This is a genomic window from Kitasatospora sp. NPDC001664 (assembly GCF_053596675.1).
This window is the reverse complement of the sequence record NZ_JBSFGS010000022.1, coordinates 90851-112562: the sequence shown is the minus strand read 5'-3', so window position 1 is coordinate 112562 and position 21712 is coordinate 90851. Positions and strand designations below refer to the sequence as shown.

Here is a 21712-nt window from a genome sequence, read left to right as displayed (position 1 = left end):
TCACTCGCTCCGGGGCTCGGGGGCGTTCGGGTGGGGGGCGGTGGAGTTGCCGGGGTCTCCGGGGCTTCCGGGGGTCGTGGGATCGGCGGGCGTGGCGAGAGGGGTGGGAGCGGCCGGGGGCGGGGCGGTGACGAAGCCGGGGGCGGAACCGGGGAGTTCGTCGCGGAAGAGCTGACGGCCGCTCAGGGTGACGGCGCGAGGGGCCGTACCCGCCTCGGCCGGGCCCGGCGGCCGGGTGTCGCCGGGGGCCGTGGCGTACGGCTCGGCCTGGGTGGGTGCCGGGACGGGGTGCACCCCGGGAGCGATGGGGCGGCCGAGCAGGACGGCGGTCTGTTCCTCGGGCTGCTCGGTGCGTGCTGCGGACCGTGCGCCGACGCTACCGACGGCACCGACGGCCAAGGTTGCGAGGGCAGCGGACGCCGGGGCCTCGGCCTCGGTCTCAGCCGTCGGGTGGGCCGGAGCCGGGAGGTGTGACGGGACGGCGGTGCCGGGCCCGGGCCCGTCGACTGAGGGTGCGGCAGCGGGGACCGGGACGGGCTGGACGTGACCGGAACGGCCGGAGGCGGCGGGGAGCACCGGGTGCGGGACGGGCTGCTCGACCACTCGGTCGGCGAGCTCGTGGAGCAGGATGCCGTGGCGGTAGGCGAGTTCGCCGACCTCGGTCCGGGTCAGGCCGCTCACGGCGAGGCCGGTGCCGCCGTCGCGGCGGACCTGGTGGCCCTGCTCGGTCAGCAGGTCGGCCAGCCGGGCCATCTGCGGGCCGCGGACCGAGACCTCCGGGTGCAGCCGGGTGCGGCGGAACTCGGTGACCGACTGGTCGGCCACCAGGCGGCCCTGATCGAGCGTCACCACCCGGTCGGCCAGGTCGGCGGCCTCCTGAGGGGTGCGGGTGGTGACCAGGACGGTGCCTCCGGAGACGCCGAACGAGCGCAGGAAGGAGTGGAACCACTCGATGTTGCGCGGGGAGAGGCCCTCGGTCGGCCCGTCCAGCAGCAGGGTGCCGGGCGAACCGAGCAGGGCCGCGGCGAGGGCGAGGCGGCGGTGCATGCCGGGCGAGAAGGAGCGCAGACGGTGGCCGGCGACACCGGCCAGCCTGGTCTGCTCCAGGAGTTCGTCGGCCCGCGAGGCCGGCACGCCTGCGGCGGCGGCCAGCATCCGCAGGTGAGCGCGGGCCCGCATGCCCGGGTGACCGCTGCCGTGCCCGCCCTCGGGCAGCAGGACGCCGACCTCGCGCTCGGGGTGGCGGAGCCTGCGGTACGTCCGGCCGTTGAAGAGCGTGACGCCCAGGCCGCGCTCCAGCTCGACCATCAGCCGGAGCGCCGTGGTCTTGCCGGCCCCCTCGGCGCCGAGCAGGGCGGTGACCAGCCCCGGGCGGGCGTCGAAGGTGAGGTCGAGCAGGGCCGGGGGGCGACCTCGGCGGTGGACCTTGGTCAGTCCGGTGATCTGGATCATCGCTGCCTGCTCCTGTCTCGGCCGACCGGGCAGCGGAGCTCTTGCGCCCCGCTGGAGCACAGTAGGGCGAGCAGGCAGTGAAATCGGGCATTACGGACGCGGAGCGGACGGCGTGGCCGCCCACCTCACTCGATCAGGGGACAGTCGCCCCTGGGGAGTCGCGGTGGAGGCGGCTCAGGACTCCGGGCGGAGCATCGGCGGGTTGAGGACCGTGGCACCGCCGGCCTTGAAGAGCTGCGCGGGACGGCCGCCCTGACGGGTCGTCGTGCCACCGGTGGGCAACAGGAAGCCCGGGGTGCCGGTGACCTTCCGGTGGAAGTTCCGGGGGTCGAGGACCACGCCCCAGACCGCCTCGTAGACCTGGCGGAGCTCGCCGACGGTGAACTCCGGCGGGCAGAAGGCGGTGGCCAGCGAGGAGTACTCGATCTTCGAGCGGGCCCGCTCCACACCGTCGGCGAGGATCTTCCCGTGGTCGAAGGCGAGCGGCACCCCCTCCGCCGGGGTGGGGCCGAGCAGGTCGCCGACCGGCGCCCAGCGGGCACCGCTGGCGTCGCCGCCGGGGCGCGGCGTGGGCAGGTCGGGGGCCAGGGCGAGGTGGGCCACGCTGACCACCCGCATGCGGGGGTCGCGCTGTGGGTGCCCGTAGGTCGCGAGCTGCTCCAGGTGGGCCCCGACCGTGCTGGGACCCTGGCCGGGGGCGGAGAGGGCGCGCAGGCCGGTCTCCTCGGCCAGCTCGCGGGAGGCCGCCTCGGCCAGGCCCTCGTCCAGGCGGACGAAGCCACCGGGCAGTGCCCAGTAGCCCTGGAACGGTGGCTCGCCCCGGCGGACGAGCAGGGCACAGAGCGCGTGCTCCCTGACCGTCAGCACCACCAGGTCGACCGTGACAGCGAACGGGGGGAAGGCCGACGGGTCATAGCGAGACATGGCGACGATCATAGTCGTCTCTCTGACGATAAGCACAGGGCCCGGACGGGCGTCCATCAGATCCTGCTCCGTCCACGGAGCGCCCGGGCCGGAAGGCGCCGGAGGACGCTCCCGGCCGCCCCGGGGGACGGGTCCTGGACGAGGTCCGGGGCGGCGTCGGCGAGGCGCCGCCCCGGGCTCAGCGGGTGCCGAGCTGGAGCGTCGGGGAGGCCTCCTCCACGACCGCGACGCCGATCCGGCTGATCCGCACCGAGAAGGGCTCCCCGGCTACCCGCAGGCCGCCGAGCTCCAGCTCTCCCAGCGGGGCGGTGCTGGCCGGGCGGACGGTGACCCGGCCGGACGGGACGTCGGGTCGGACCCCGGCCAGGCCCGCGACCAGGTGCACGGCCGCAGCGGAAGAGAGCGCCGCCGGGCGGCAGGCGGAGGGGTGCGGCACCGGCGGGCACCCGGCGACCCGCTGCTCCCCCGCGTACATCTCGGGCAGCCGGCCCTCGAACTGGGCGGAGGCGTCGAGCAGGCCCTCCAGCAGTATCCCGGCCTCCCGCTCGAACCCGGCCTCGGTGAGGCCGACCACCGCGAGCGCCGTCTCGTGCACCCGGACCGCGCCGCTGCGGTGCCCGAGCGGGTTGAACCGGGGCGATCTGGCACTGAGCGTCCGCAGGCCCCAGCCGCAGTCGAACTCCGGGGTGACCAGGCGCTGGGCCAGCACCCTGGTCTGCTCCCGGTCGAGCAGGCCCTCGTGCCGGTCGCCCTCGGCGGCCAGACCGAGGTCCAGCAGGTGGACGAAGGAGGAGGCCACTGCGGGCAGCGGCCGGTCGGGGGCGAGCAGGGCCGCCGCCGGGCGGCCGCCCGACAGGTCGTCGATCCAGAACTGCTCGCGGAAACGCTCCCGCAGCCCGGCCGCCCAGGAGCGCCACTCGGCGGCGCCGGGACGTCCGAAGGCCTCCAGCAGTTCGGCCCCGTGCAGCGCCGCCCGGTGGGCCTGGGCCTGCACCTCGCAGCGGGCGGGCACCGGTCTGGCCGCGCGCTCCTCGGCCGACCGGCCCAGGTCGGTCACGAATCCGACCGGGCCCGGCAGGGCACCGTCGGTCTCCGGCCCACCGGGGACCCCCGCACCGCCGGCGGTTCCCCCGAACGGGAGACCGGCCGACCGACCGTCGCCTGACGCGCCGTCCGGCCCTGCCGTGGCGGGGGCGTCGGTGACGTTGCTCCGCAGCGCGGCCAGCGCCCGCTCGGCCGCGGGCAGCAGCTCGGCCACCTCCTGGCGGGGCAGGCCCCAACGCCACGCCTCCGCCAGCACGGTGACGAGGAGCAGGGTGGCCTCGGTCGCGGTGCAGGAGGGCGGCAGCTCGGGGCCGCCGTGCCGGAGCGGGCCGGGGACCACCCCGGCCTGTGGACCGGTGGTCGCCTGACGGCGGGCCAGCGCGCGGAGCGTTCCGGCCGCGAGCCGGGTGCCGAGCGGCAGGGTGAGCCGGGCCGCCCAGAGCGCGTCGGCGGCAGTCAGCCCGAACCGCCAGGGCGCCCCGGAGACGGCGTACAGGTCGGTGGGCCGGTCGGCGTCGGCGATCAGCAGCCCGCCGAGGGCGTCCAGGGAGCGCGCCACCAGCGGGGCCGTGCGGGTGTCGTCGCAGCGGACCTCGGGCTCCGACCAGGGCAGCGGCACCCCGGGGCCACGGCCCGTGGGCGGGCGCGGGCCGGTCTGGGCGGAGGTCTCCAGCGTGGTGCTGAGCTCGACCGACCAACGGGCGCCCGGCTGCACCTCCAAGTCCCAGCGGAGCACACCCGCTCCGGCCAGGACGGCGTGCGGCGAGGGACGGGCCGCCACGGAGGCGCTGTGCTGCGGACCGGCCCAGCGCAGGCCGGCCGACTGGACCTGCCCCGGCAGGTCCGCCAGGCGCTGGCCCGCGGAGATCTCGGCGAGCTGGCCGAGGTCGGTGCCGAGGGTGATCTCCAGCGGTATCCGGGCCGGCCTGCTGCCCGTGTTCCGCACCGTCACGGTCTCGACGCCGTTGGCGTGGCGGAGCCGTTCGACTGTCAGGGCCGGGTCCGGATCCGGGTCACCGGGCACCCGGACGGCGCCGACGAAGCGCGCCTCCGCGGCCGAGGTCAGCGTGCCCTGGAGCGGCAGCGGCTCCATCCCGCCGAGGCGCAGCTCCATCCGGGCGAGCGTGCGGACGCCCGAACGGTAGAAGCCGTGCAGCGCCTGGCCGCGGAGCTGACCGTCCAGGCCGGAGAGCGCCATCGCCGGGGCACTGACGCAGAGGACGGTGGCGTGCGTGGCGGGCGGCTGCGGGCGGAAGGGGCCGGATGCGCGCGGCGCCCCGACCGCCCCCGGCGCCGGGACCTGTGTCCCGCCGGGCGGCGTGTGTGACGACCCGACAGGGCCGCCTGGGTTGCCGGGGCCGCCGAGGAATCCGCCGGGGGCCGCGCCCGGGGCCCCCGGGGCGCCGGGCGGGGTGTGCGGGAGCCCGGAGGCGGGGGCACCGGGCCCCGTGCCGGGCATCGGGGCGGTCTGGTGCTCGGGGTGGGGCCGGGGCCTCGACGGGGCGTCAGCGGGCGCGCCGGAGGCGGTCGGTGGCCCCCACGGGGCGACGGCGGGAGGTGCGGTCCTCGGTGCGCCCGGGAAGGGAGCGGCAGCGGCCGGCGGAGTTGCGCCGGGGGCGCGCGGAGGCAGGTCGTGCCCCCCTGATGGCGGAGCGAAGGACGGAGCGGTCGGACCCGCACCGAACCGGTCGGCACTCGACCGCCCGTCGCCGGACGGCCCGTCACCGGACGGCCCGGCCGCCGCGGTGGCGTACGAGGGTGCCGTCGCCTCGACCCCGGCGGGAGTCGGTACCGGGACGGGAGCTGACGGTGCGGCAGACCCGACGGTGGGCGGTGCGTCCCGCAGCGGCCTCGGGTCGTTCACCTGGCTCTCCTTCTTCGACCGGGCGACGGCGGTGCTGCCGGTCGGCCGGATATGTCCTCGATCACGATCTGGTGCTGCTTGCTCGTGCCGTCGGGCGGGCGGCCCGTCGGCAGGTCGGCCGGAGCCGGGGGCGGTCGGGTGCGGCGCTCCCCCGCGCCGGACCCCGCTCCGGGCGCCCGAGCCGTGAGGTCCGGCCGGATGCCACGGCGGCGGTGCGGACGGGCACGGGGCCGGCCTGGCCACCCGGAGCGGCGCCCGTCGTCGCTCCGGCCATCGTCGCGGGGGCGGGACGCCCGGTGACGTTGCCACCCGGCGAGGATGTGCTCCGGAGGCGGCCGTCCCGGACGGCCACGACACCGACCGCACGGCGCCGGCCGGGACCGGCGGTCGCGGGCACCGCCCAGCAGATTGAACGCACCGCCCCTCCCCCAGGTCACGCCGTACCGGTCCGTGGACAGGTCTTCCCTGGTCGGCCGCTGCCCGCACGCCCCCCGGTCGTGCGGACGGTGACGGCGCCCCGCGCGGTGTCGGCGCGGCTCGCGCCGACCGGTCCGCCGCCCGGTCACTCCCTGCCCGCGTCAGGATACGGTGCGGGGGCAACGGCGGGTGCACCGGGAACACCGTGGGCGCCAGCCGCCGCACGTCTGTGACCAGCACGTACCGAGGAGTTGTATGTCCACCCGCAACAGGCTGCCCGGGACCGTCACCACCGACCACGTCTTCCAGCTCCCGCTCGACCATCAGGCGCCCGAGGGAGAGCAGATCGAGGTGTACGCCCGCGAGGTGGTCGCCTCGGGCCGCGAGCACGACGAGCTTCCCTGGCTGCTCTTCCTCCAGGGAGGGCCGGGCGGCAAGGCCAACCGCCCGATCGGCCGGGACGGCTGGGTCGACCGCGCGCTGGACGACTACCGGGTGCTGCTGCTCGACCAGCGCGGCACCGGCCGGTCCACCCCCGCCACCCGCCAGACCCTGGCTCGACGCGGCGGCCCCCGCGAGCAGGCCGACTACCTGACCCTCTTCCGGGCCGACTCGATCGTCCGGGACGCGGAGCTGATCCGCCGTCAGCTGCTCGGCGAAGCCGGCCGGTGGAGCCTGCTGGGGCAGAGCTACGGCGGCTTCTGCATCCTCACCTACCTCTCGATCGCCCCCGAGGGCCTGCGCGAGGCCTTCGTGACCGGAGGACTGGCCGGGCTGCGCAGTTCCGCCGAGGACGTCTACCGGGCGGCCTACCCCCGGACCGCCCGGAAGAACAGGGCCTACTACGCGCGCTACCCACAGGACGTTGCGGCGGTGCGGCGGATCGCCGCCCACCTGGTCGAGCGGCCGGCCGAGCTGCCGGACGGTGGGCTGCTCACCGTGCAGGCCTTCCAGGGCCTCGGGATGCTGCTGGGCAGCGGCAGCGGCGCGCACGTGCTGCACTACCTGCTGGAAGAGGCCTGGGTGGAGGGTGCGGAGGGGCCGGTGCTCTCGGACACCTTCCTGGCCGGGGTGCAGTCCCACCTCTCCTTCGCGCAGGGGCCGCTCTACGCGGTCATGCACGAGTCGATCTACGGGCAGCGTTCCGTGGACGCCGGTGGGACCGAGTGGGCGGCGGAACGGGTGCGCAAGGAGTTCCCCGAGTTCGACGCCGAGGCTGCGCTGAGTGCGGGTGAGGCCGTGTTCTTCACCGGGGAGATGATCTACCCCGCGCTGTTCGAGACCGATCCGGCGCTGCGGCCGCTGCGGGAGACCGCGCGGCTTCTCGCCGAGCGCACGGACTGGCCCGACCTCTACGACCCGTCCCGGCTGGCGGCCAATCAGGTGCCGGTGCTGGCGGCCGTCTACCACGACGACATGTACGTGGACACCGCCGACTCGCTGGCCACGGCGGACGCGGTGGCCGGGGCCCGGGTCTGGGTCACCAACGAGTGGGAGCACGACGGCCTCCGGGTGAGCGGCGGCGCGGTGCTCGACCGGCTGATCAAGATGGCGCGCGGGGAGGTCTAGCCGCCGCAGTGCGCCTCAGCTCGGCGTCCGGGGCGCCCGGCACGGCGGCCACGGAGCCGCACCGGGCGGGTTGGCCCCGGTCGTCGAGGGGTGGTCCGGCGCCGTGGGCCGCCGTACGGCCGGGCCGTGGCGCCAGTGCCCGTGCCCGGCCGGAGCGGACCGGACCCGGCCGGCCCGGCCGCTCCGCTGATGCTCCGTCATGCGGAGCGCCCCGACCGGCGGGCGCGGGCCGTCGGCTCCGGCTGGTGGTGGCCGGCCGCCCCGTCACCAGGCACCAGGGGTGGCACCGGAGCCGCACCCAGGCTCCGGCCCCCGTTCCGGCGGCCCTTGCGGCGTGCGGTGCGCGGCGGTTGACGGGGCGTCCGGCTGGCTCCGGGCGGCTCTTCCCCCGGCTCCGGTGCCGTGGCCGCACCGCCCTGCCGACCGGCGCGGCCGCGGGGACCGCCTCTGGTCCGGCCCCGGCTCCGCCCGCCGGCCGCGGGCGGGGGCGGGGGCGCTCCGGGGCCACCGCTCTTCCGGCCGCCCCCGTCCGCCGGCCCCGCGCAGTCGGCCGGGGGCGGCCGCTCACCGCGCGGCTCGGACGGATCGTCGGGGCCGGACACGCCGTGGCCGGCCCACGGCTCCGCGTCCTCCCCGGGGGACGGTGCCCTGCGGTCCGCCGGCGCGGAGGCCGCCGGACCGCCTCCGGCACGCGCCCCCGGCCCCGCTCCCGCGCTCGGCCCTGCCCCGGCCCTCGGGCCGCGCACCCCGTAGAGCCCCAGCCCGTCGCCGGCCGGGCGCTGGAGCCCGGCCAGCTGCTGCCGGGCCAGGCGCTCCCGGCGGACCCGGTCGAGCAGCTCCCCGGGATGGAGACCGCCGTTCAGCGATTCGTAGAGCAACTGGGCCAGCGTGTACGCCTGGTCGAGGTCGAGCACCCTGGCCAGCACCACCCTGGCCGTGGCGGTGTCTCCGGCCAGCCAGGACGTCCAGGCCAGCAGGGTGAGCGGCGGGGCCGCGTAGTGCTCGAACGGCGGGACGCAGCGGCGGGCGAGGTAGCGCCACAGGCGCTGGGCCGGGACCAGCTCGTCCGGCTCGGCGTACTCCGCGCCCCGGTCCCGGGCCAGCTTGTCCTGGAGGCCGACCAGCAGGCGGGCCGTCCTGGCCGGGTCGAGCTCGCGGGCTCCGGCGCCGAAGTCGGCCAGTGCCTCGGCCAGCAGCCCGGCGGTGCGCTCCAGGACCGCGAACCGGCCCCCGGGCCCCGCGAGTTCGCCGATCAGCTCGGGCCCGGCCAGCTCCAGGGCCTCCCTCTGCGCGTCATCGCCAGGCGGGCCGATCGGGGCGAGGCCGGCGGCGATCGCCTTGCGGCTGCCCCGCGGCGCCACGCCCGCGTAGGCGGCCGCCGCCGCGATGGGGCTGGGCAGCCGGATGGACCGGATCACCACGCCGGCCGGATCGCAGCAGCCCGCCTCACCGCAGAGGAAGGACCACCACCTCCCGTCCGAGACGCACAGGGACTCCTTCACCACGACCCCCACGGCGCGGAACTCCTGTGCCAGCTGCTCGGCCAGCGGCCGCAGCAGTGCCACCACCCCCGGGCCGGCCACCGGCTCCGCCGACGGCCCGTCAGGAGGGCCCGGCTCCGTCGGCCCCTCGGCTCCGGGCGGCCAGACCCGGTCGAAGCCGGGTGCACCCCGGGATAGCACCAGCGGGAGCGGCCCCGGGGCGGTCGGCGGTGCGGGGTCCGGCGGCGGTGCGGCGCCGGGCGGGTCCGCGGCGTCCCGGCAGAGGTAGAGGAGCACCTGCTCGGGCCGCCTGTCCCGCTGCTCGGAGAGCCCGACCAGCAGCCGGGCGGTGTCGGCGGCGACCGTCGGCCACGTCGCCGGGTCGGCCGGGATGTCGAGCCGGATGACGCCGCCCTGCTGGAGGGCCGGCCCCTGGAGACCGACCGCGACGATGCTGTCGTCGGGGAAGAAGCCGAGGAGGTAGGGGAGCATCTCGGCCATGTCGGCCGGGCCGCGCATCCGGAGCGGGAACTGGCCGGAGAGCGGGGCGGAGGACTGGATGACGTGTTCCTCGTTCATGTCCGGAAGCGTGCCGCGCCGAGGGTGCAGGCCCCGGCGAACCGGCCGTTCCTGTGGATAACCCCGGGGGGCCAGCAATTGCTCACTCGTTCGGGTCAGCCGTATATCGACCCAAAAGTGGTCAAACAGCACCGACTTGGATGATGTGCTGATGAACCGACCAGAGGGGCCTCGCCGCCGCTGTTCGCGGACTGTCGCTCCGAACCTGTATCCATGAGCCATGACCCAGCCGCCGCAGCACCCCGCCACCGCCACCGACCGCCCCGAGGCCCCGACGACGGACCGCGCCGCCGTCCGGGCGCGGGCCGAGGCCGTGCTCCGCGAGCTGGCCGGCCCGGCCGCCGTCCTGCGCGAGGACCAGTGGCTGGCGATCGAGGCCCTGGTGGTCGACCACCGCCGGGCCCTGGTGGTGCAGCGCACCGGCTGGGGGAAGTCGGCCGTCTACTTCATCTCCACGGCGCTGCTCCGGGCCCGGGGCGCCGGGCCGACGGTGATCGTCTCCCCGCTCCTCGCCCTGATGCGCAATCAGGTCGACTCCGCAGCCAAGGCCGGCATCCACGCCCGCACCATCAACTCGGCCAATCCGGAGGAGTGGGACGACATCCAGGCCGAGGTGGCGGCCGGTCAGGTGGACGTCCTGCTGGTCAGCCCCGAGCGGTTGAACAACCCCGACTTCCGCGATCAGGTGCTGCCCAAGCTGGCCGCCTCGACCGGCCTGCTGGTGGTCGACGAGGCGCACTGCATCTCCGACTGGGGCCACGACTTCCGCCCCGACTACCGCCGCCTCCGCACCATGCTGGCCGAGCTCTCCCCCGGCGTCCCGGTGCTGGCCACCACCGCGACCGCCAACGCCCGCGTCACCGCCGACGTCGCCGAGCAGCTCGGCACCGGCGTCGGCGGAGCCGCCCGGGGCTCCGACGGCACCGCCCTGGTGCTGCGCGGCCCGCTCGACCGCGAGAGCCTCGGCCTCGGCGTGCTCGACCTGCCCGACCCCGCCCACCGCCTCGCCTGGCTGGCCGACCACCTGGCCGAGCTCCCCGGCTCGGGCATCGTCTACACCCTCACGGTGGCCGCCGCCGACGAGGTGACCGCCTTCCTCCGCCAGCGCGGTTACCCGGTCGCGTCCTACTCCGGCCGCACCGAGGACGCCGAGCGCCGCACCGCCGAGGCCGACCTGCTGGCGAACAGGGTCAAGGCCCTGGTCGCCACCTCCGCCCTGGGCATGGGATTCGACAAGCCGGACCTCGGATTCGTGGTGCACCTCGGCTCGCCCGGCTCCCCGATCGCCTACTACCAGCAGGTCGGCCGCGCCGGGCGCGGGGTGGACCGGGCCGAGGTGCTGCTGCTGCCCGGCCGCGAGGACGAGGCGATCTGGCGCTACTTCGCCTCGCTCGGCTTCCCCGCCGAGGAGCAGGTGCGGCGCACACTGGACGCCCTGGCAGAGGCCGGGCGTCCGCTCTCCACCGCCGCCCTCGAGCCGCGGGTCGACCTCCGCCGGGCCCGGCTCGAGACCATGCTCAAGGTGCTCGACGTGGACGGCGCGGTCCGCCGGGTGCGCGGCGGTTGGACGTCCACCGGCCAGGAGTGGACGTACGACGCGGCCCGCTACGCGAAGGTCGCCGAGTCCCGCACCGCCGAGCAGCGGGCCATGCGGGAGTACGCCACCACCGGCGCCTGCCGGATGGAGTACCTGCGCCGTCAGCTGGACGACGAGCAGGCCGCCCCGTGCGGCCGGTGCGACAACTGCACCGGGGTGCGCCGCTCCCCCGAGGTGTCGGACGAGGCGATGGCCGCGGCCCGGGCCGCCCTCGGCCGACCCGGCGTCAGTTTCGAGCCGCGCCGCCTCTGGCCGACCGGCATGGAGGCGATCGGGGTGCCGCTCAAGGGCCGCATCCCGGCGGGCGAGCAGGCGGAGACCGGCCGGGCCCTCGGCCGGCTGTCGGACATCGGCTGGGGCACCCGGCTGCGGAGCCTGCTCGCCGACGACGCCCCCGACGGCCCCGTCCCGCCCGAGGTGCTGGACGCGATGGTCAGCGTGCTGGCCGACTGGGCGCGCGGCCCGGGCGGCTGGGCCGGCCCGGAGGACGCCGAGGGCGGGCGGGCGGCCCGCCCGGTCGGCGTGGTCACGATGGACTCGGCCCGCCGCCCCCGACTGGTGGCCTCGCTGGGCGCCCGGATCGCGGAGGTGGGGCGGCTGCAGCTGCTCGGCCGCGTCTCCTACGTCGACGGCCGCCCGCCGCACGGCCCGCGGAGCAACAGCGCCCAGCGCCTGCACTCGCTGGCCGGCGCCCTGGTGGTCCCCGACGAACTGCAGCAGGCGATCGCGGCCAACCCCGGTCCGGTCCTGCTGGTGGACGACCTGGTCGACTCGGGCTGGACGGTCACCGTGGCGGCCCGCCTGCTCCGCCGCGCCGGTACGGGCCCGGTCCTCCCCCTGACCCTCGCGGTCCAGGCCTGAGCACACGGAGGACCCCCACGGAGAGGACCCACGGAAGGAGCCCACCGGGACGGGTCGTCCGGAGCGAGCCGCACGGGGCCGAGCCGTACTGCCCCGACCGGCGGGACAGGGCGGTCGGACGGGAGCGGGCGGGAACGGAGGGGCGCGCGGAGCGGAAGGGGCTTGGCGAAGCCCTTGCCCGACGGCCGACCTGACGCCCCGTGACCGCGAACCTGACAGATCCGATCCTCCGTCAGCCGAATGGCAGTCAGCCCGAGGTGGAATATATCCGGCAGACCATAGGCATTCGGGCGGCGTTCGTCATTTCATCGTTGCCGCTCGGCCGTTCTGACCTGAGAATTGGGAGGTACCCAGAGCCCGGTCCGGTGGACCCGGCCTTCGGCGTACGCAGATACCCGCCTGCCCCGCGACACGCGGGCGACGGGCCGGGAAGGAGGATCGTGATCAGCGGCAGCGACCGACCCCGGTTCTCCCGGAGACGCATGCTCGACCTCGAAGGCTGGGCGGAGGCCGACGTCCCGCTGCTCCGCGACCCCCGCGAGTTCGTCTCCGAGCTGCACCAGCGTCACCTCCCGCAGCCGGGCACCACGGTGGTCGCGGTGCTGGATCCCCTGCACCAGGTCACCGCCTCCGCCTCGTTCCCCTCCCGCCTGCCCGTCCAGGACGGCTGGCAGTACCGGAACGAGATCCTCGCCCACCTCCGGATGGTCACCCCGCACGACCTCCGCCTGTCCCGGCCGAACCGGACGGCGGTCCTGCTGCGCTGCCGCGAGGGTTCACCGGGCTGGACGGAGCAGGACGGGGCGTGGATGTGGGCCCTGCGCGACGCGGCCGCGCTGCACGGGCTGCGCTGCGGCTCGTACATCGCGCTGACGCCGACCGGCTGGCAGTCGCTCGGGGACGGCCGCAACGGCCGGACCCCCAACTCGGCTTCCTGGACCGACGGCCCGGTGCACACCGTCACCGAGCTCGCGCCCCGCTCCACCCGCAGCCACCCAAGCCAGGTCGCCCCGGTCAGCCCGCTGCGCCGCACCGCGACCGGCTGACGCCGGCCCCGAACCGGCCACCCGGCCCGACAGCCGGCGCGTCCGGTCGACCACGGGGGCGCGGACAGCGAACGGCGAACGGCGGTGGCCCCGGTACCACGGGACCACCGCCGTCGACCGAACGGAAACGGACGGCTCAGACGCCGACCGGGCTCTTCGCCCCCGGGAACAGCGGGCCGACCACGGCGGCCTCGCCGCAGACCACCAGCAGCTCGCCGGCCAGCGCCTGCGCGCTGCGGGCGGCCGCGGTCAGCCGCTCCCCGTCGGCCGAGTTGGCCACCAGGACCACCACCGGACGGCCGACCGCCCGGGTCGCCGCGGCGTCGGCGTAGAAGACGTCGCCGCCTTCGGTGAGCTGCGCCCAGTAGCGCTCCTCGCCGAAGGTGAGTTCGTGCTGCTGCCAGGGGTGCGGGTCACCCACCGTCAGGACCAGGACGGTCTCCGGCCCGCGGCCCGACTCGAGCAGCCCGTCCACGGTCTCGTCGGCCCGATCGAGCGCGTCGTGCGCGGTGGCGGGCACCAACTGCACCGCGACGCCCGGCTTTCGGGACGCGGTGGCCGGCGGCGGGCCGGGTCGGGGCCCGGGCTTGGGAGCCGGACGCGGCCCAGGCAGCGGAACGGGTCGGATGGAGGCGGCGGAAGGGACACCAGCGGACTGGGCATCAGGCATACGGGGGGAAGACTCTCGCGGGAGGGGGACACCGGGGCCCGGGACACTCTCGTGGATCTCCGGCCCCACGCGCACGTGGTTTTCCGGATCCTCGGGGGAAACAGGCATGACCCGATGTCTATCAAATGGCGCCCGAACGCGCACGGGCACCCCACCAGTTGGGATCGAGTGGTCATCCGCCCGACACCGTGTCAGAAGCCCAGCGTCAGCTGCTCGTCCTGGGGCTCCGGCTCGCGCACCCGCTTGAGGTGGCTCCACCGGGGCAGTGCGTCCATGTAGGCCCAGGAGAGCCGGTGGTGACGGGTCGGTCCGTGCTCCTCCAGCGCGGCGCGGTGCACCGGTGAGGGGTAGCCCGCGTTCTCGGCGAACGCGAACTCGGGGTACTCCACGCCGAGCTCGGCCATCATCATGTCCCGCTCCACCTTGGCGAGGACCGAGGCGGCGGAGACGCAGATGCAGGACTGGTCGCCCTTGATCACGGTGCGGACCCGCCACGGGCCGCCGAGGTAGTCGTGCTTGCCGTCGAGGATCACCGCGTCCGGCGTGACCGGCAGGGCCTCCAGCGCGCGCACCGCCGCCAACCGCAGGGCGGCGGTCATGCCGAGCTCGTCGCACTCCTCGGGCGAGGCGTGGCCGAGCGCGTAGGCGGTGACCCACTCGGCGAGCACGGGGGCGAGTTCGGCCCGGCGCTTCTCGGTGAGCAGCTTGGAGTCGGTGAGCCCGGCGGGCGGCTTGCGCAGCCCGGTGACCGCCGCGCCGACGGTGACCGGCCCGGCCCAGGCGCCCCGGCCGACCTCGTCCAGCCCGACCACCACCTGGGCGCCCGCCCGTCGCAGCGAGCGTTCGACCGAGTGGCTGGGCGGGTCGTACGGCATGGCGGGTCCTTCGGTTTCGGGGCGGCTCGACGGAGACCAGCCCCGTGCACCGTCCAGCCTAGGACACTCCCGACCGCCCCCGGGACGGTCACGGAGACGGCACCGGACGTCCGACCACCGGCGCGACCACCGGCGCGACGACCGACACGACGGCACCTGGCAGACCGCCGCGGACGTGCCCCCCGGCACGCCCACGGCGGTCTGCCCGACTCGGCACCACGGCCGAACCCGACGCCCCGGCCTCACCTCACCCCGGCCCAGACCCAGACCCCCAGCCCCAGAGCCCAACCCCGCCACCCGCTACGGCAGTTGCTCACCGTCCGGGTAGCGGCTGCTGCCGCACCGCACCAGCATGTCCACCGGCCGCTCCCGCAGCACCTCCTTGGCCCGGCCCTCCGAGAGGCTGGACGCGTACCAGGGGGTGTCCCGGCCTCCGAGCGACTCGGCGATGGCCTGGAGGGCGCAGGTCCGCCGGTCCGCCGGCAGCCGGTCGAGCGCCGGGACGGCGTCGGCGGAGAGGCTGCTGAGGTAGGCGAGGTCGATGGTGCCGAGTCGCTCGAAGCGGGCGACGTTCTGCTCGGCGATCAGCGCGTCCGGCCGCACCAGGCCGAAGACGGCCACCCCGGCGACCACGCTGAACGCCACGGCCCGGGGCAGCAGCCGCGCGACCGAGGCCCCGGCCAGGACCGCGGCCAGCACCAGCAGGAAGACCACCCCGAGCCAGAGCTCCGCCGCCGTGACCGTCACCCGCAGCCGGGTCAGCCCGAAGACGTCGACGTAGCGCTGCATCCGGTAGTACGCGGAGGCGACCACGACCAGGGTGAGCACGCAGAGCAGGCCGACCAGACCCTTGGCCAGCAGCCGGTCGGAGGCGTTCTGCCGGGGCGCCCAACGCTGCGCCAGCGCCACCACGGCGAGGGCCAGCACGGTGACCCAGAGCAGCTGCCAGAACCCCTGCCGGGCGTACTCGGCCGGAACGAGCCCGGGCTTGCTCATCATGGCCTCGTAGCCGCCGAAGAAGACCACCGCCTGGATGGCGACGAAGCCGCCGAAGAGCAGGTTGAGCGCGACCATCGGCAGGGCCCACTCGGTCCGGCCGCGCTCGCGGCCGGGCCCGACCGGGAGCCGGTCGAAGCGGCGCGGTGCGGCGGCCAGGTGGGCGGCGGCCAGGGCGATCGCCGCGCCGACACCGAACAGGATGACGCGCAACGGGAGTTCGCCCAGGTCGAAGGTGGGCACCAGGTCGTCGACCAGCTCGCCCACCGCCGCGTCGGCGCTGGCGAACAGCGCACCGAAGACCAGCACCAGCAGACCCGTCACCACCACCGACCCGGCCAGCGGCAGCGCCTTGGTCCGGGCCGAAGCGGGGACCGAGCGGCCCTTCAGGCCGCGGGCCGCCCACGGCAGGGCGGTGAAGAAGTGCGGCAGCAGCCAGATCGGGCCGAGCAGCACGGACGCCCACCGGGTCCCGCCGTGCAGGGCCAGGGTGGCCGTGCCGATCGCGGCCGTGACGGCCAGGAAGCTGGGCCAGCCCGCGTCGCTCAGCACCGGCACCAGCAGCAGCGCGAAGGCCGAGAGGCCCCAGACCAGCGTCCACGGCCTGGCCCGCCGCCCGCGCGCCAGTGCGGACGATCCGGCCGCCACGGCGGCGGCCAGCGCGACCAGCAGCAGGTTCACGCCCGCGCCGTCGCTGAGCACGGTGGCCGCGACCACCCCGCTCAGCAGGACTCCGAGCAGCACCCGCCCACCGGGCGGGGCCGGCCGCTCGGGCGCGGTGCCGGTGTCCCACAGCGGCTTCGGAGCGGGCTTCGGCGGTGCCCAGACGTTCCCGGCCGGAGGCCGCTGCCCCTGCGGAGGAACCGGCCCGGAGGCCCTCGGCGGAACCGCCCCGGACGCCGCCCCGGGAACCGCCCCGGACGCCGTCGCGGAAGCCTTCGGAGGAACCGGCGCGGAGGCCGACTCCGGAGCCTTCGGAGGAACCGGCGCGGAGGTCGACTCGGAATCCTTCGGTGGAACCGGCGAACCGGGGCTGGAAGGTGTGGACATGACGCTCCCTCAGAGTTCGACGGGCACGGCGCAGCACCACTCAGGGATGCTGCGCCGTGCCCGAGACCCTTGGAGACTATCCACCTATCTGAACAGGTTCAAAACCCTGTCGGCTTCTGTCACGGAGCTGTGACGAAGCATCAAGCCCGCGCCTCAGTACGTCCCGTACAGCGAGTACGACAGCGAGGTCCGGTTGGCCGGCCCGAAGCTGCCGGGCCAGGTGCCGAACGGCACCGCCGCGCCCTGGTAGGCCCCGTCGCCGAAGCTGCCCGCGCTGTAGTGCATGTTGTTCAGCGCCGGCCCGGTGCCGTTGGTGTTGTAGACCAGCCAGTACGCCGTCCCCGCCGTCAGCGTGACGTCCACCGGCAGCGAGTTCCACGAGTCCGCCGTCAGCGTCCCGGTGCCGGTGCTGACCACCAGGTCACCCGGCACGCCGCCGGCGTCGCTGTAGACCGCCATCTGGTACTGGTTGTTGGGTGCGGCGCTGATCGACCCGACGTGCACGCTGAGCTGCTTGAGGGTCACCGGCGAGGAGCCCGTGACGATCCGGCTGCCGTTCAGGTGGTTGGCGTCGTTGTCGTCGGTCTGGACGCCGATGCCGGCGTTGCCGATGGTCAGCGGCGGCGGCGCGGCCGTGGTGAAGGAGATGGTGTACGGCGCGGCCAGCGCGTTCCCGGCCACGTCCTTCACCCCCTGCACGGTGGCGGTGTAACCGGTCGTCACCTCCAGCGGCGCGGACGGGGTGAAGACCACCCCGCTGGTCGTGGAGTCGTACGACACCGTGCCGCTCACCGCCGCACCACCGGCGGTCGGGACCACCGTGACGTCGGACTGGCCCACCGAGGAGCCGTCCAGCGGCTCGCTGAAGGCGAAGCGCAGCGCGTTCTGCCCCGGCACGTTGACGGCGCCGTTGGCCGGGGTGGTGCCGGTGACGGTCGGCTTGGTGGTGTCCTGGCCGTAGGTGGCGGTGTAGGAGCCGACGTTGCCGTCGAAGAAGGCGTAGTTGACGCCCTTGACCGTCTCCACCCGGTAGGGCACCGACACCCCGCCCTGCTTGATCCCGACCAGCGTGCCGCTGGCTGCCTGCACCGGCAGCATGGACCGCAGGCCGTTGACCCCGCCGGTGATCGAGAAGGACAGCGTGGTGCCGTTCCAGCTGATCCCGCCGAAGGCCGAACCGTTGCGCCCGTCCAGCCAGTTGAGCAGCTGGCGGCTGGAGACCACCGGCGCGCCCTTGGCCTTGGCCGCCGCCACGATCTGGTCGGCGGTCTGCGAGGGGGCGAAGTCGGTGTGGATGTTGGCGGTCAGCGCGGCGTAGTAGCCCTGCGCGCCGTAGGCCGCGTTCAGCAGGGTGTTGACGGTGCCCGGCTCGGACTGGCCGGACTCGTCGGTGAGCTGGGTGGTGGCCTGGTAGACGTCGATGAGGCTGCCGTCGGTGTCGGCGAACTTCATCGGCAGCCCGGTGCCGTTGAAGTAGCCCGGCCGGTCGTTCACGAAGGAGGCCGGGTAGTAGTAGTAGTCGTGGTCCATCCGGATGCCGTTGGCCAGCTTGGTCTTGGCCTGGGTGGCCCAGTCGTCCCACTCCACGCAGTGCGTGCGGCTGCTCGAAGGCGTCGGCAGCGCCGGGTACTTGGCCTTCCAGGCGTTCAGCTGGGTGGTGTACATCGACTGCAGGTTGGCCGTGGTGCCCCACGGGCGGCAGTCGGTGGTGATGTGCGAGCCGATCTCGAAGCCCTCGTCGGAGTAGGCCTGCGCCTGCGCCGCCGTCAGCGGGCCGCCGCTGTAGAGGTACGAGGAGGCGCGCACGCACTCCCAGTCGGCCACCTTGCAGCCGGCCGGGCTCTGCGAGATGAAGCTGTCCCAGCGGCCGGAGGTGCCGCCCACGCCGTGGTCGTCACCGGTCATCACCACGACCGCCTTGACGTCCCGGGGGAAGTACCAGAACCGCGGCAGCGGGGCCTTGGAGAGGTTCATCCGGGTCACCAGGTTGGCGAGCAGGCGCTGCTGCTCGTCGGCGATCGGGATCAGCGCCTTGTCGAGGTTGTTCCAGTTCGCCTGGCCGGTCTGGCCGAAGAACATCTCGCTGGCCTCGTAGCCGTCCACGCCGTCGCGCTGCTGGCCGGCCCAGGCGACGTTGCCCTGCCGGGTCTGCACCACCGAGCGGGCCAGGTCGAAGGTGAACGCGGCCGCCTGGCCGCTGCCGGCCGCCCGGAGCGAGACCGCCGGGTTGGCGGTGGCGCTGGAGACGTCGCTGTAGAGCGTGGCGACGGCGGTGGCGCCGTTCAGGGCGTACCGGTCGGCGGTGCCGTGGAAGCCCATGGTGTCGGCGGTCAGCCCGGCGCCGGGGGCGGCCGAGGTGTCGATCTTCAGGTAGGTGTCGGCCAGCGTGTCCGGGGTGGCGGTCAGGCCCAGCAGCGGGGCCAGCTTCTTGTCCGGCCGCATCGCGATCAGCCGGCCACCCGTGTTGGTCCAGGAGGTGAACATCGAGACCTGGGCGTCCGTCAGGGCGGTCTCGCCGAGCAGCACCAGGCTCTGCTGGGTCAGCATCAGGCTGTTCACCTGCGAGAGGTCCACGGTCTTGAAGCTGTTCAGCCCCTCGGCCTTCAGGATCTCCGCGAGGTACTTGGAGTACGGGTTGGCCGCGGTGGTGACCAGCAGCACCGGACCGCTCGCGCCCGGCCCGGCGCCCGGGGTCCAGGCCGGCGGGTTGCCGGGCGTGTAGGTCGCGTTGATGGAGAAGTCCAGGCCGGTGTTGGTGGACGGCCCGAAGCTGGACGGCCAGCTCCCGTACGGGGACGAGGAGTTGCTGTACGCGCCCTTGCCGCCGGTGGAGTAGCGCAGGTTGTTCACGGCCTGGCTGGAGCCGTTGCTGTTGTAGGCCAGCCAGTACGCGGTGTTCGGGCTCAGGTTGGCCGAAACCGGCAGCGAGTTCCAGGAGTTGGCGGTCAGCGTGCCCGCCGCGCTGTTGGCCAGCAGGGTGCCCGGCTTGCCGCCGGCGTCACCGTAGACGGCCACCTGGTACTGGTTGTTCGGCGCCGCGTCGACCGCGCCGACGTACACCGAGATGCTGCTGACCTGTCCGCCCTTGCTGCCGATCACGTAACGGGAGGCGTTCAGGTGGTTGGAGTCGCCGGAGTCGGTGGCGGTGCCCGTCGTGGTGTTGCCGAGCTTCGCCGTCGCGTCCAGGGCGGACGCGTTGGTCGGGGTGGCCAGGCTGGCCGCCGCGAGCAGGGCCACCAGTAGGCCCGAAAGTCGTTCTCTGTACCGCACGCACTGCCCCCAGGTCTGTCAACGGCGAAATGCCGCCACCCTGTGTACCTGGTGGAGCGGGCGCATGTCCGCAGAATCCACACATTCCTGCGCCATGACAGTTCGTCAGCCGGTCATCCCTTGACAGAACCGGCCAACAGGCCTCGCACGAAGTACCGTTGCAGCGCAAAGAAGACGAGCAGCGGAACGATGAGCGACAGGAAGGCGCCGGCCGTCAGCAGCTCCCAGCGGCCGCCGAAACTTCCCGACAGCTGGGCCAGCCGCACCGTCATCGGGGCCACCTCGGCGAGGCCGCCGGAGAAGGTCAGCGCGACCAGCAGGTCGTTCCAGACCCAGAGGAACTCGAAGATCGCGAAGGAGGCCAGCGCGGGGGTGCAGAGCGGCAGCACGATGGAGCGGAAGATCTTGAAGTGCGAGGCGCCGTCCACGATCGCCGCCTCCATCAGGTCCCTGGGCAGCTGGGACACGAAGTTGTGCAGCAGGAAGGTGGCCAGCGGCAGGGCGAACATGGTGTGCGCCAGCCAGACCGGGACGTAGGTGTCGCTCAGGTTCACCGCCGGGATGATGGTCACCGAGCCCAGGTGGGCGCCGCCGGAGAAGAGTTGGAGCAGCGGGATCAGCGCCATCTGCAGCGGCACCACCTGCAGCGCGAAGATCACGAAGAAGACCGTGTCGCTCCCCCGGAACCGCACCCAGGCCAGCGCGTAGGCCGCCATCGAGGCCAGTACCAGCGGGAAGACGGTGGCCGGGACGGCGATCGCCAGCGAGTTCACCAGGAAGGGCATCAGGCCGTTGCTGTTGCCGAAGCCGCCCTCGAACAGCACCGCGTGGTAGTTCCCGAAGCCGATCGACGGATCGGAGAACACCTCCCACCACCCCGTGGTCGCCACCTGCTGCTTGGGGCGCAGCGAGGTGACCAGCAGGCCGAGGGTGGGGATGGTCCAGAGCACCGTCACGGCGATCACGAAGACCGAGCCGAGCGGCCCGCCGAAGGCCTTGCGCACGGACTTCACCTGGTCTCACGCTCCTTGCGCAGCTGGACGATGTTGTAGGCCACCAGCGGCAGCACGGCCAGGAAGAGGATGACCGCCAGGGTCGAGCCGCGGCCGACGTCGAACTGGACGAAGGACTGCGAGTACATCTCGTTGGCCAGCACCTGGGTGCCGAAGTTGCCGCCGGTCATGGTGCGGACGATGTCGAAGGCCTTCAGCGTGGTGATCATCACGGTGGTGAGCACCACCACCAGGGTGGTGCGGATCATCGGCACGGTGATGTCCTTGAACAGCCGGAAGCCCTGCGCGCCGTCCAGCCGGGCCGCCTCGGTGACCTCGTCCGGGATGGCCTTGATGGCGGCCGACAGCACCACCATGGCGAAGCCGGTCTGCACCCAGACCATGACCGCCATCAGCAGGAAGTTGTTCAGCGGCTGGCTGAGGATCCAGTTCGGCGGGTCCTCCCAGCCGAGCGAGACGGCGAGCTGGCTGAGCAGGCCGATCTGCGGCTGGCCGGCCCCGCGGGACTCGTAGACGAACTTCCAGATGATGCCCGCGCCGACCAGCGAGACCGCCATCGGCAGGAAGATCAGCGACTTGTAGACCGCCTGCCAGCGCATCCGCTCCACCAGCAGGGCCAGCACCAGGCCGAGCCCGGTGGCGGTCAGCGGGGCGACCAGCAGCCAGAGCGCGGTGTTCAGCAGCACGCTGTGGATGGACTCGGTGGTGAACGCCCAGGCGTAGTTGTCGAAGCCGGTGAACCGCGAGCTGTCCGAGCTGTAGAGGCTCAGGAAGAGCGTGCGGACCAGCGGGGCGACCAGGCCGACCACCAGCAGCAGCACGGCCGGGCCGAGCATCACCGCGATCGCCAGCGGTCTGCCGAAGCGGCCGCTCGCCCGGCCGGCGGCGAAGAAGACCACCAGCAGGATGCCCAGGAAGCCGGCCACGGCGCCCAGGCTGTTGCCGAACTTGATCCCGGCGTCGGTCCACGCGGAGGCGGCCAGGCCGACGGTCATTCAGGAGTC

At 74.5% G+C, this 21712-nt stretch carries 13 protein-coding genes; 3 read left to right on the top strand and 10 right to left on the bottom strand.

The annotated features are described in order from the left end of the window. The 3 genes from ACWCYY_RS28060 to ACWCYY_RS28050 form a co-directional block, all read right to left on the bottom strand. A complete protein-coding gene (locus ACWCYY_RS28060) occupies window positions 1–1452 on the bottom strand; it encodes an ATP-binding cassette domain-containing protein (protein WP_449797605.1) in 1452 nt (483 codons plus the stop codon). A 174-nt stretch (window positions 1453–1626) separates the two neighbouring features. Continuing rightward, the gene (locus tag ACWCYY_RS28055) at window positions 1627–2376 is read right to left on the bottom strand and encodes an NUDIX hydrolase (RefSeq protein WP_380149854.1); all 750 of its coding nucleotides are present in this window, start codon (window positions 2374–2376) and stop codon (window positions 1627–1629) included. Window positions 2377–2554: 178 nt separating this feature from the next. After that, complete coding sequence (locus ACWCYY_RS28050; protein WP_449797604.1) at window positions 2555–4618, bottom strand: glycogen debranching N-terminal domain-containing protein; 2064 nt, start codon at window positions 4616–4618, stop codon at window positions 2555–2557. A gap of 1338 nt (window positions 4619–5956) precedes the next feature. Here ACWCYY_RS28050 and ACWCYY_RS28045 point away from each other — a divergent pair. After that, a complete protein-coding gene (locus ACWCYY_RS28045; protein WP_345286515.1) occupies window positions 5957–7270 on the top strand; it encodes an alpha/beta fold hydrolase in 1314 nt (437 codons plus the stop codon). Window positions 7271–7467: 197 nt separating this feature from the next. On the opposite strand, the gene ACWCYY_RS28040 is transcribed toward ACWCYY_RS28045, so the two are convergent. Then, window positions 7468–9330 carry a DUF4192 domain-containing protein gene (locus ACWCYY_RS28040; RefSeq protein WP_449797603.1) on the bottom strand — a complete coding sequence of 621 codons (1863 nt, stop codon included), beginning with the start codon at window positions 9328–9330 and terminating at the stop codon, window positions 7468–7470. Between the two features lie 220 nt (window positions 9331–9550). Between ACWCYY_RS28040 and ACWCYY_RS28035 the strand changes: the two genes are divergently transcribed. Both ACWCYY_RS28035 and ACWCYY_RS28030 read left to right on the top strand, forming a co-directional pair. Further along, window positions 9551–11788 carry a DEAD/DEAH box helicase gene (locus tag ACWCYY_RS28035; protein ID WP_345286478.1) on the top strand — a complete coding sequence of 746 codons (2238 nt, stop codon included), beginning with the start codon at window positions 9551–9553 and terminating at the stop codon, window positions 11786–11788. 482 nt (window positions 11789–12270) lie between these two features. Continuing rightward, on the top strand, window positions 12271–12834 hold the full coding sequence (locus ACWCYY_RS28030) for a hypothetical protein (protein WP_345286476.1): 564 nt from the start codon (window positions 12271–12273) through the stop codon (window positions 12832–12834). Window positions 12835–12970: 136 nt separating this feature from the next. On the opposite strand, the gene ACWCYY_RS28025 is transcribed toward ACWCYY_RS28030, so the two are convergent. The 6 genes from ACWCYY_RS28025 to ACWCYY_RS28000 all read right to left on the bottom strand — a co-directional run bounded on the left by ACWCYY_RS28025 (window position 12971) and on the right by ACWCYY_RS28000 (window position 21703). After that, window positions 12971–13354, bottom strand: a complete 384-nt coding sequence (locus ACWCYY_RS28025) for a hypothetical protein (RefSeq protein ID WP_345286474.1) — start codon at window positions 13352–13354, stop codon at window positions 12971–12973. 341 nt (window positions 13355–13695) lie between these two features. After that, window positions 13696–14379, bottom strand: a complete 684-nt coding sequence (locus tag ACWCYY_RS28020) for a ribonuclease HII (protein ID WP_345286472.1) — start codon at window positions 14377–14379, stop codon at window positions 13696–13698. A 300-nt stretch (window positions 14380–14679) separates the two neighbouring features. Further along, a complete protein-coding gene (locus ACWCYY_RS28015; RefSeq protein ID WP_449797602.1) occupies window positions 14680–16119 on the bottom strand; it encodes a DUF4153 domain-containing protein in 1440 nt (479 codons plus the stop codon). Window positions 16120–16578: 459 nt separating this feature from the next. Further along, complete coding sequence (locus tag ACWCYY_RS28010; RefSeq protein WP_380149850.1) at window positions 16579–19695, bottom strand: Ig-like domain-containing protein; 3117 nt, start codon at window positions 19693–19695, stop codon at window positions 16579–16581. Between the two features lie 113 nt (window positions 19696–19808). Further along, window positions 19809–20708 carry a carbohydrate ABC transporter permease gene (locus tag ACWCYY_RS28005; RefSeq protein ID WP_345286466.1) on the bottom strand — a complete coding sequence of 300 codons (900 nt, stop codon included), beginning with the start codon at window positions 20706–20708 and terminating at the stop codon, window positions 19809–19811. Further along, the gene (locus tag ACWCYY_RS28000; protein ID WP_345286464.1) at window positions 20705–21703 is read right to left on the bottom strand and encodes a carbohydrate ABC transporter permease; all 999 of its coding nucleotides are present in this window, start codon (window positions 21701–21703) and stop codon (window positions 20705–20707) included. Before ACWCYY_RS28000 ends, ACWCYY_RS28005 begins: the two co-directional genes overlap by 4 nt. Between the last annotated feature and the right edge of the window lie 9 nt (window positions 21704–21712).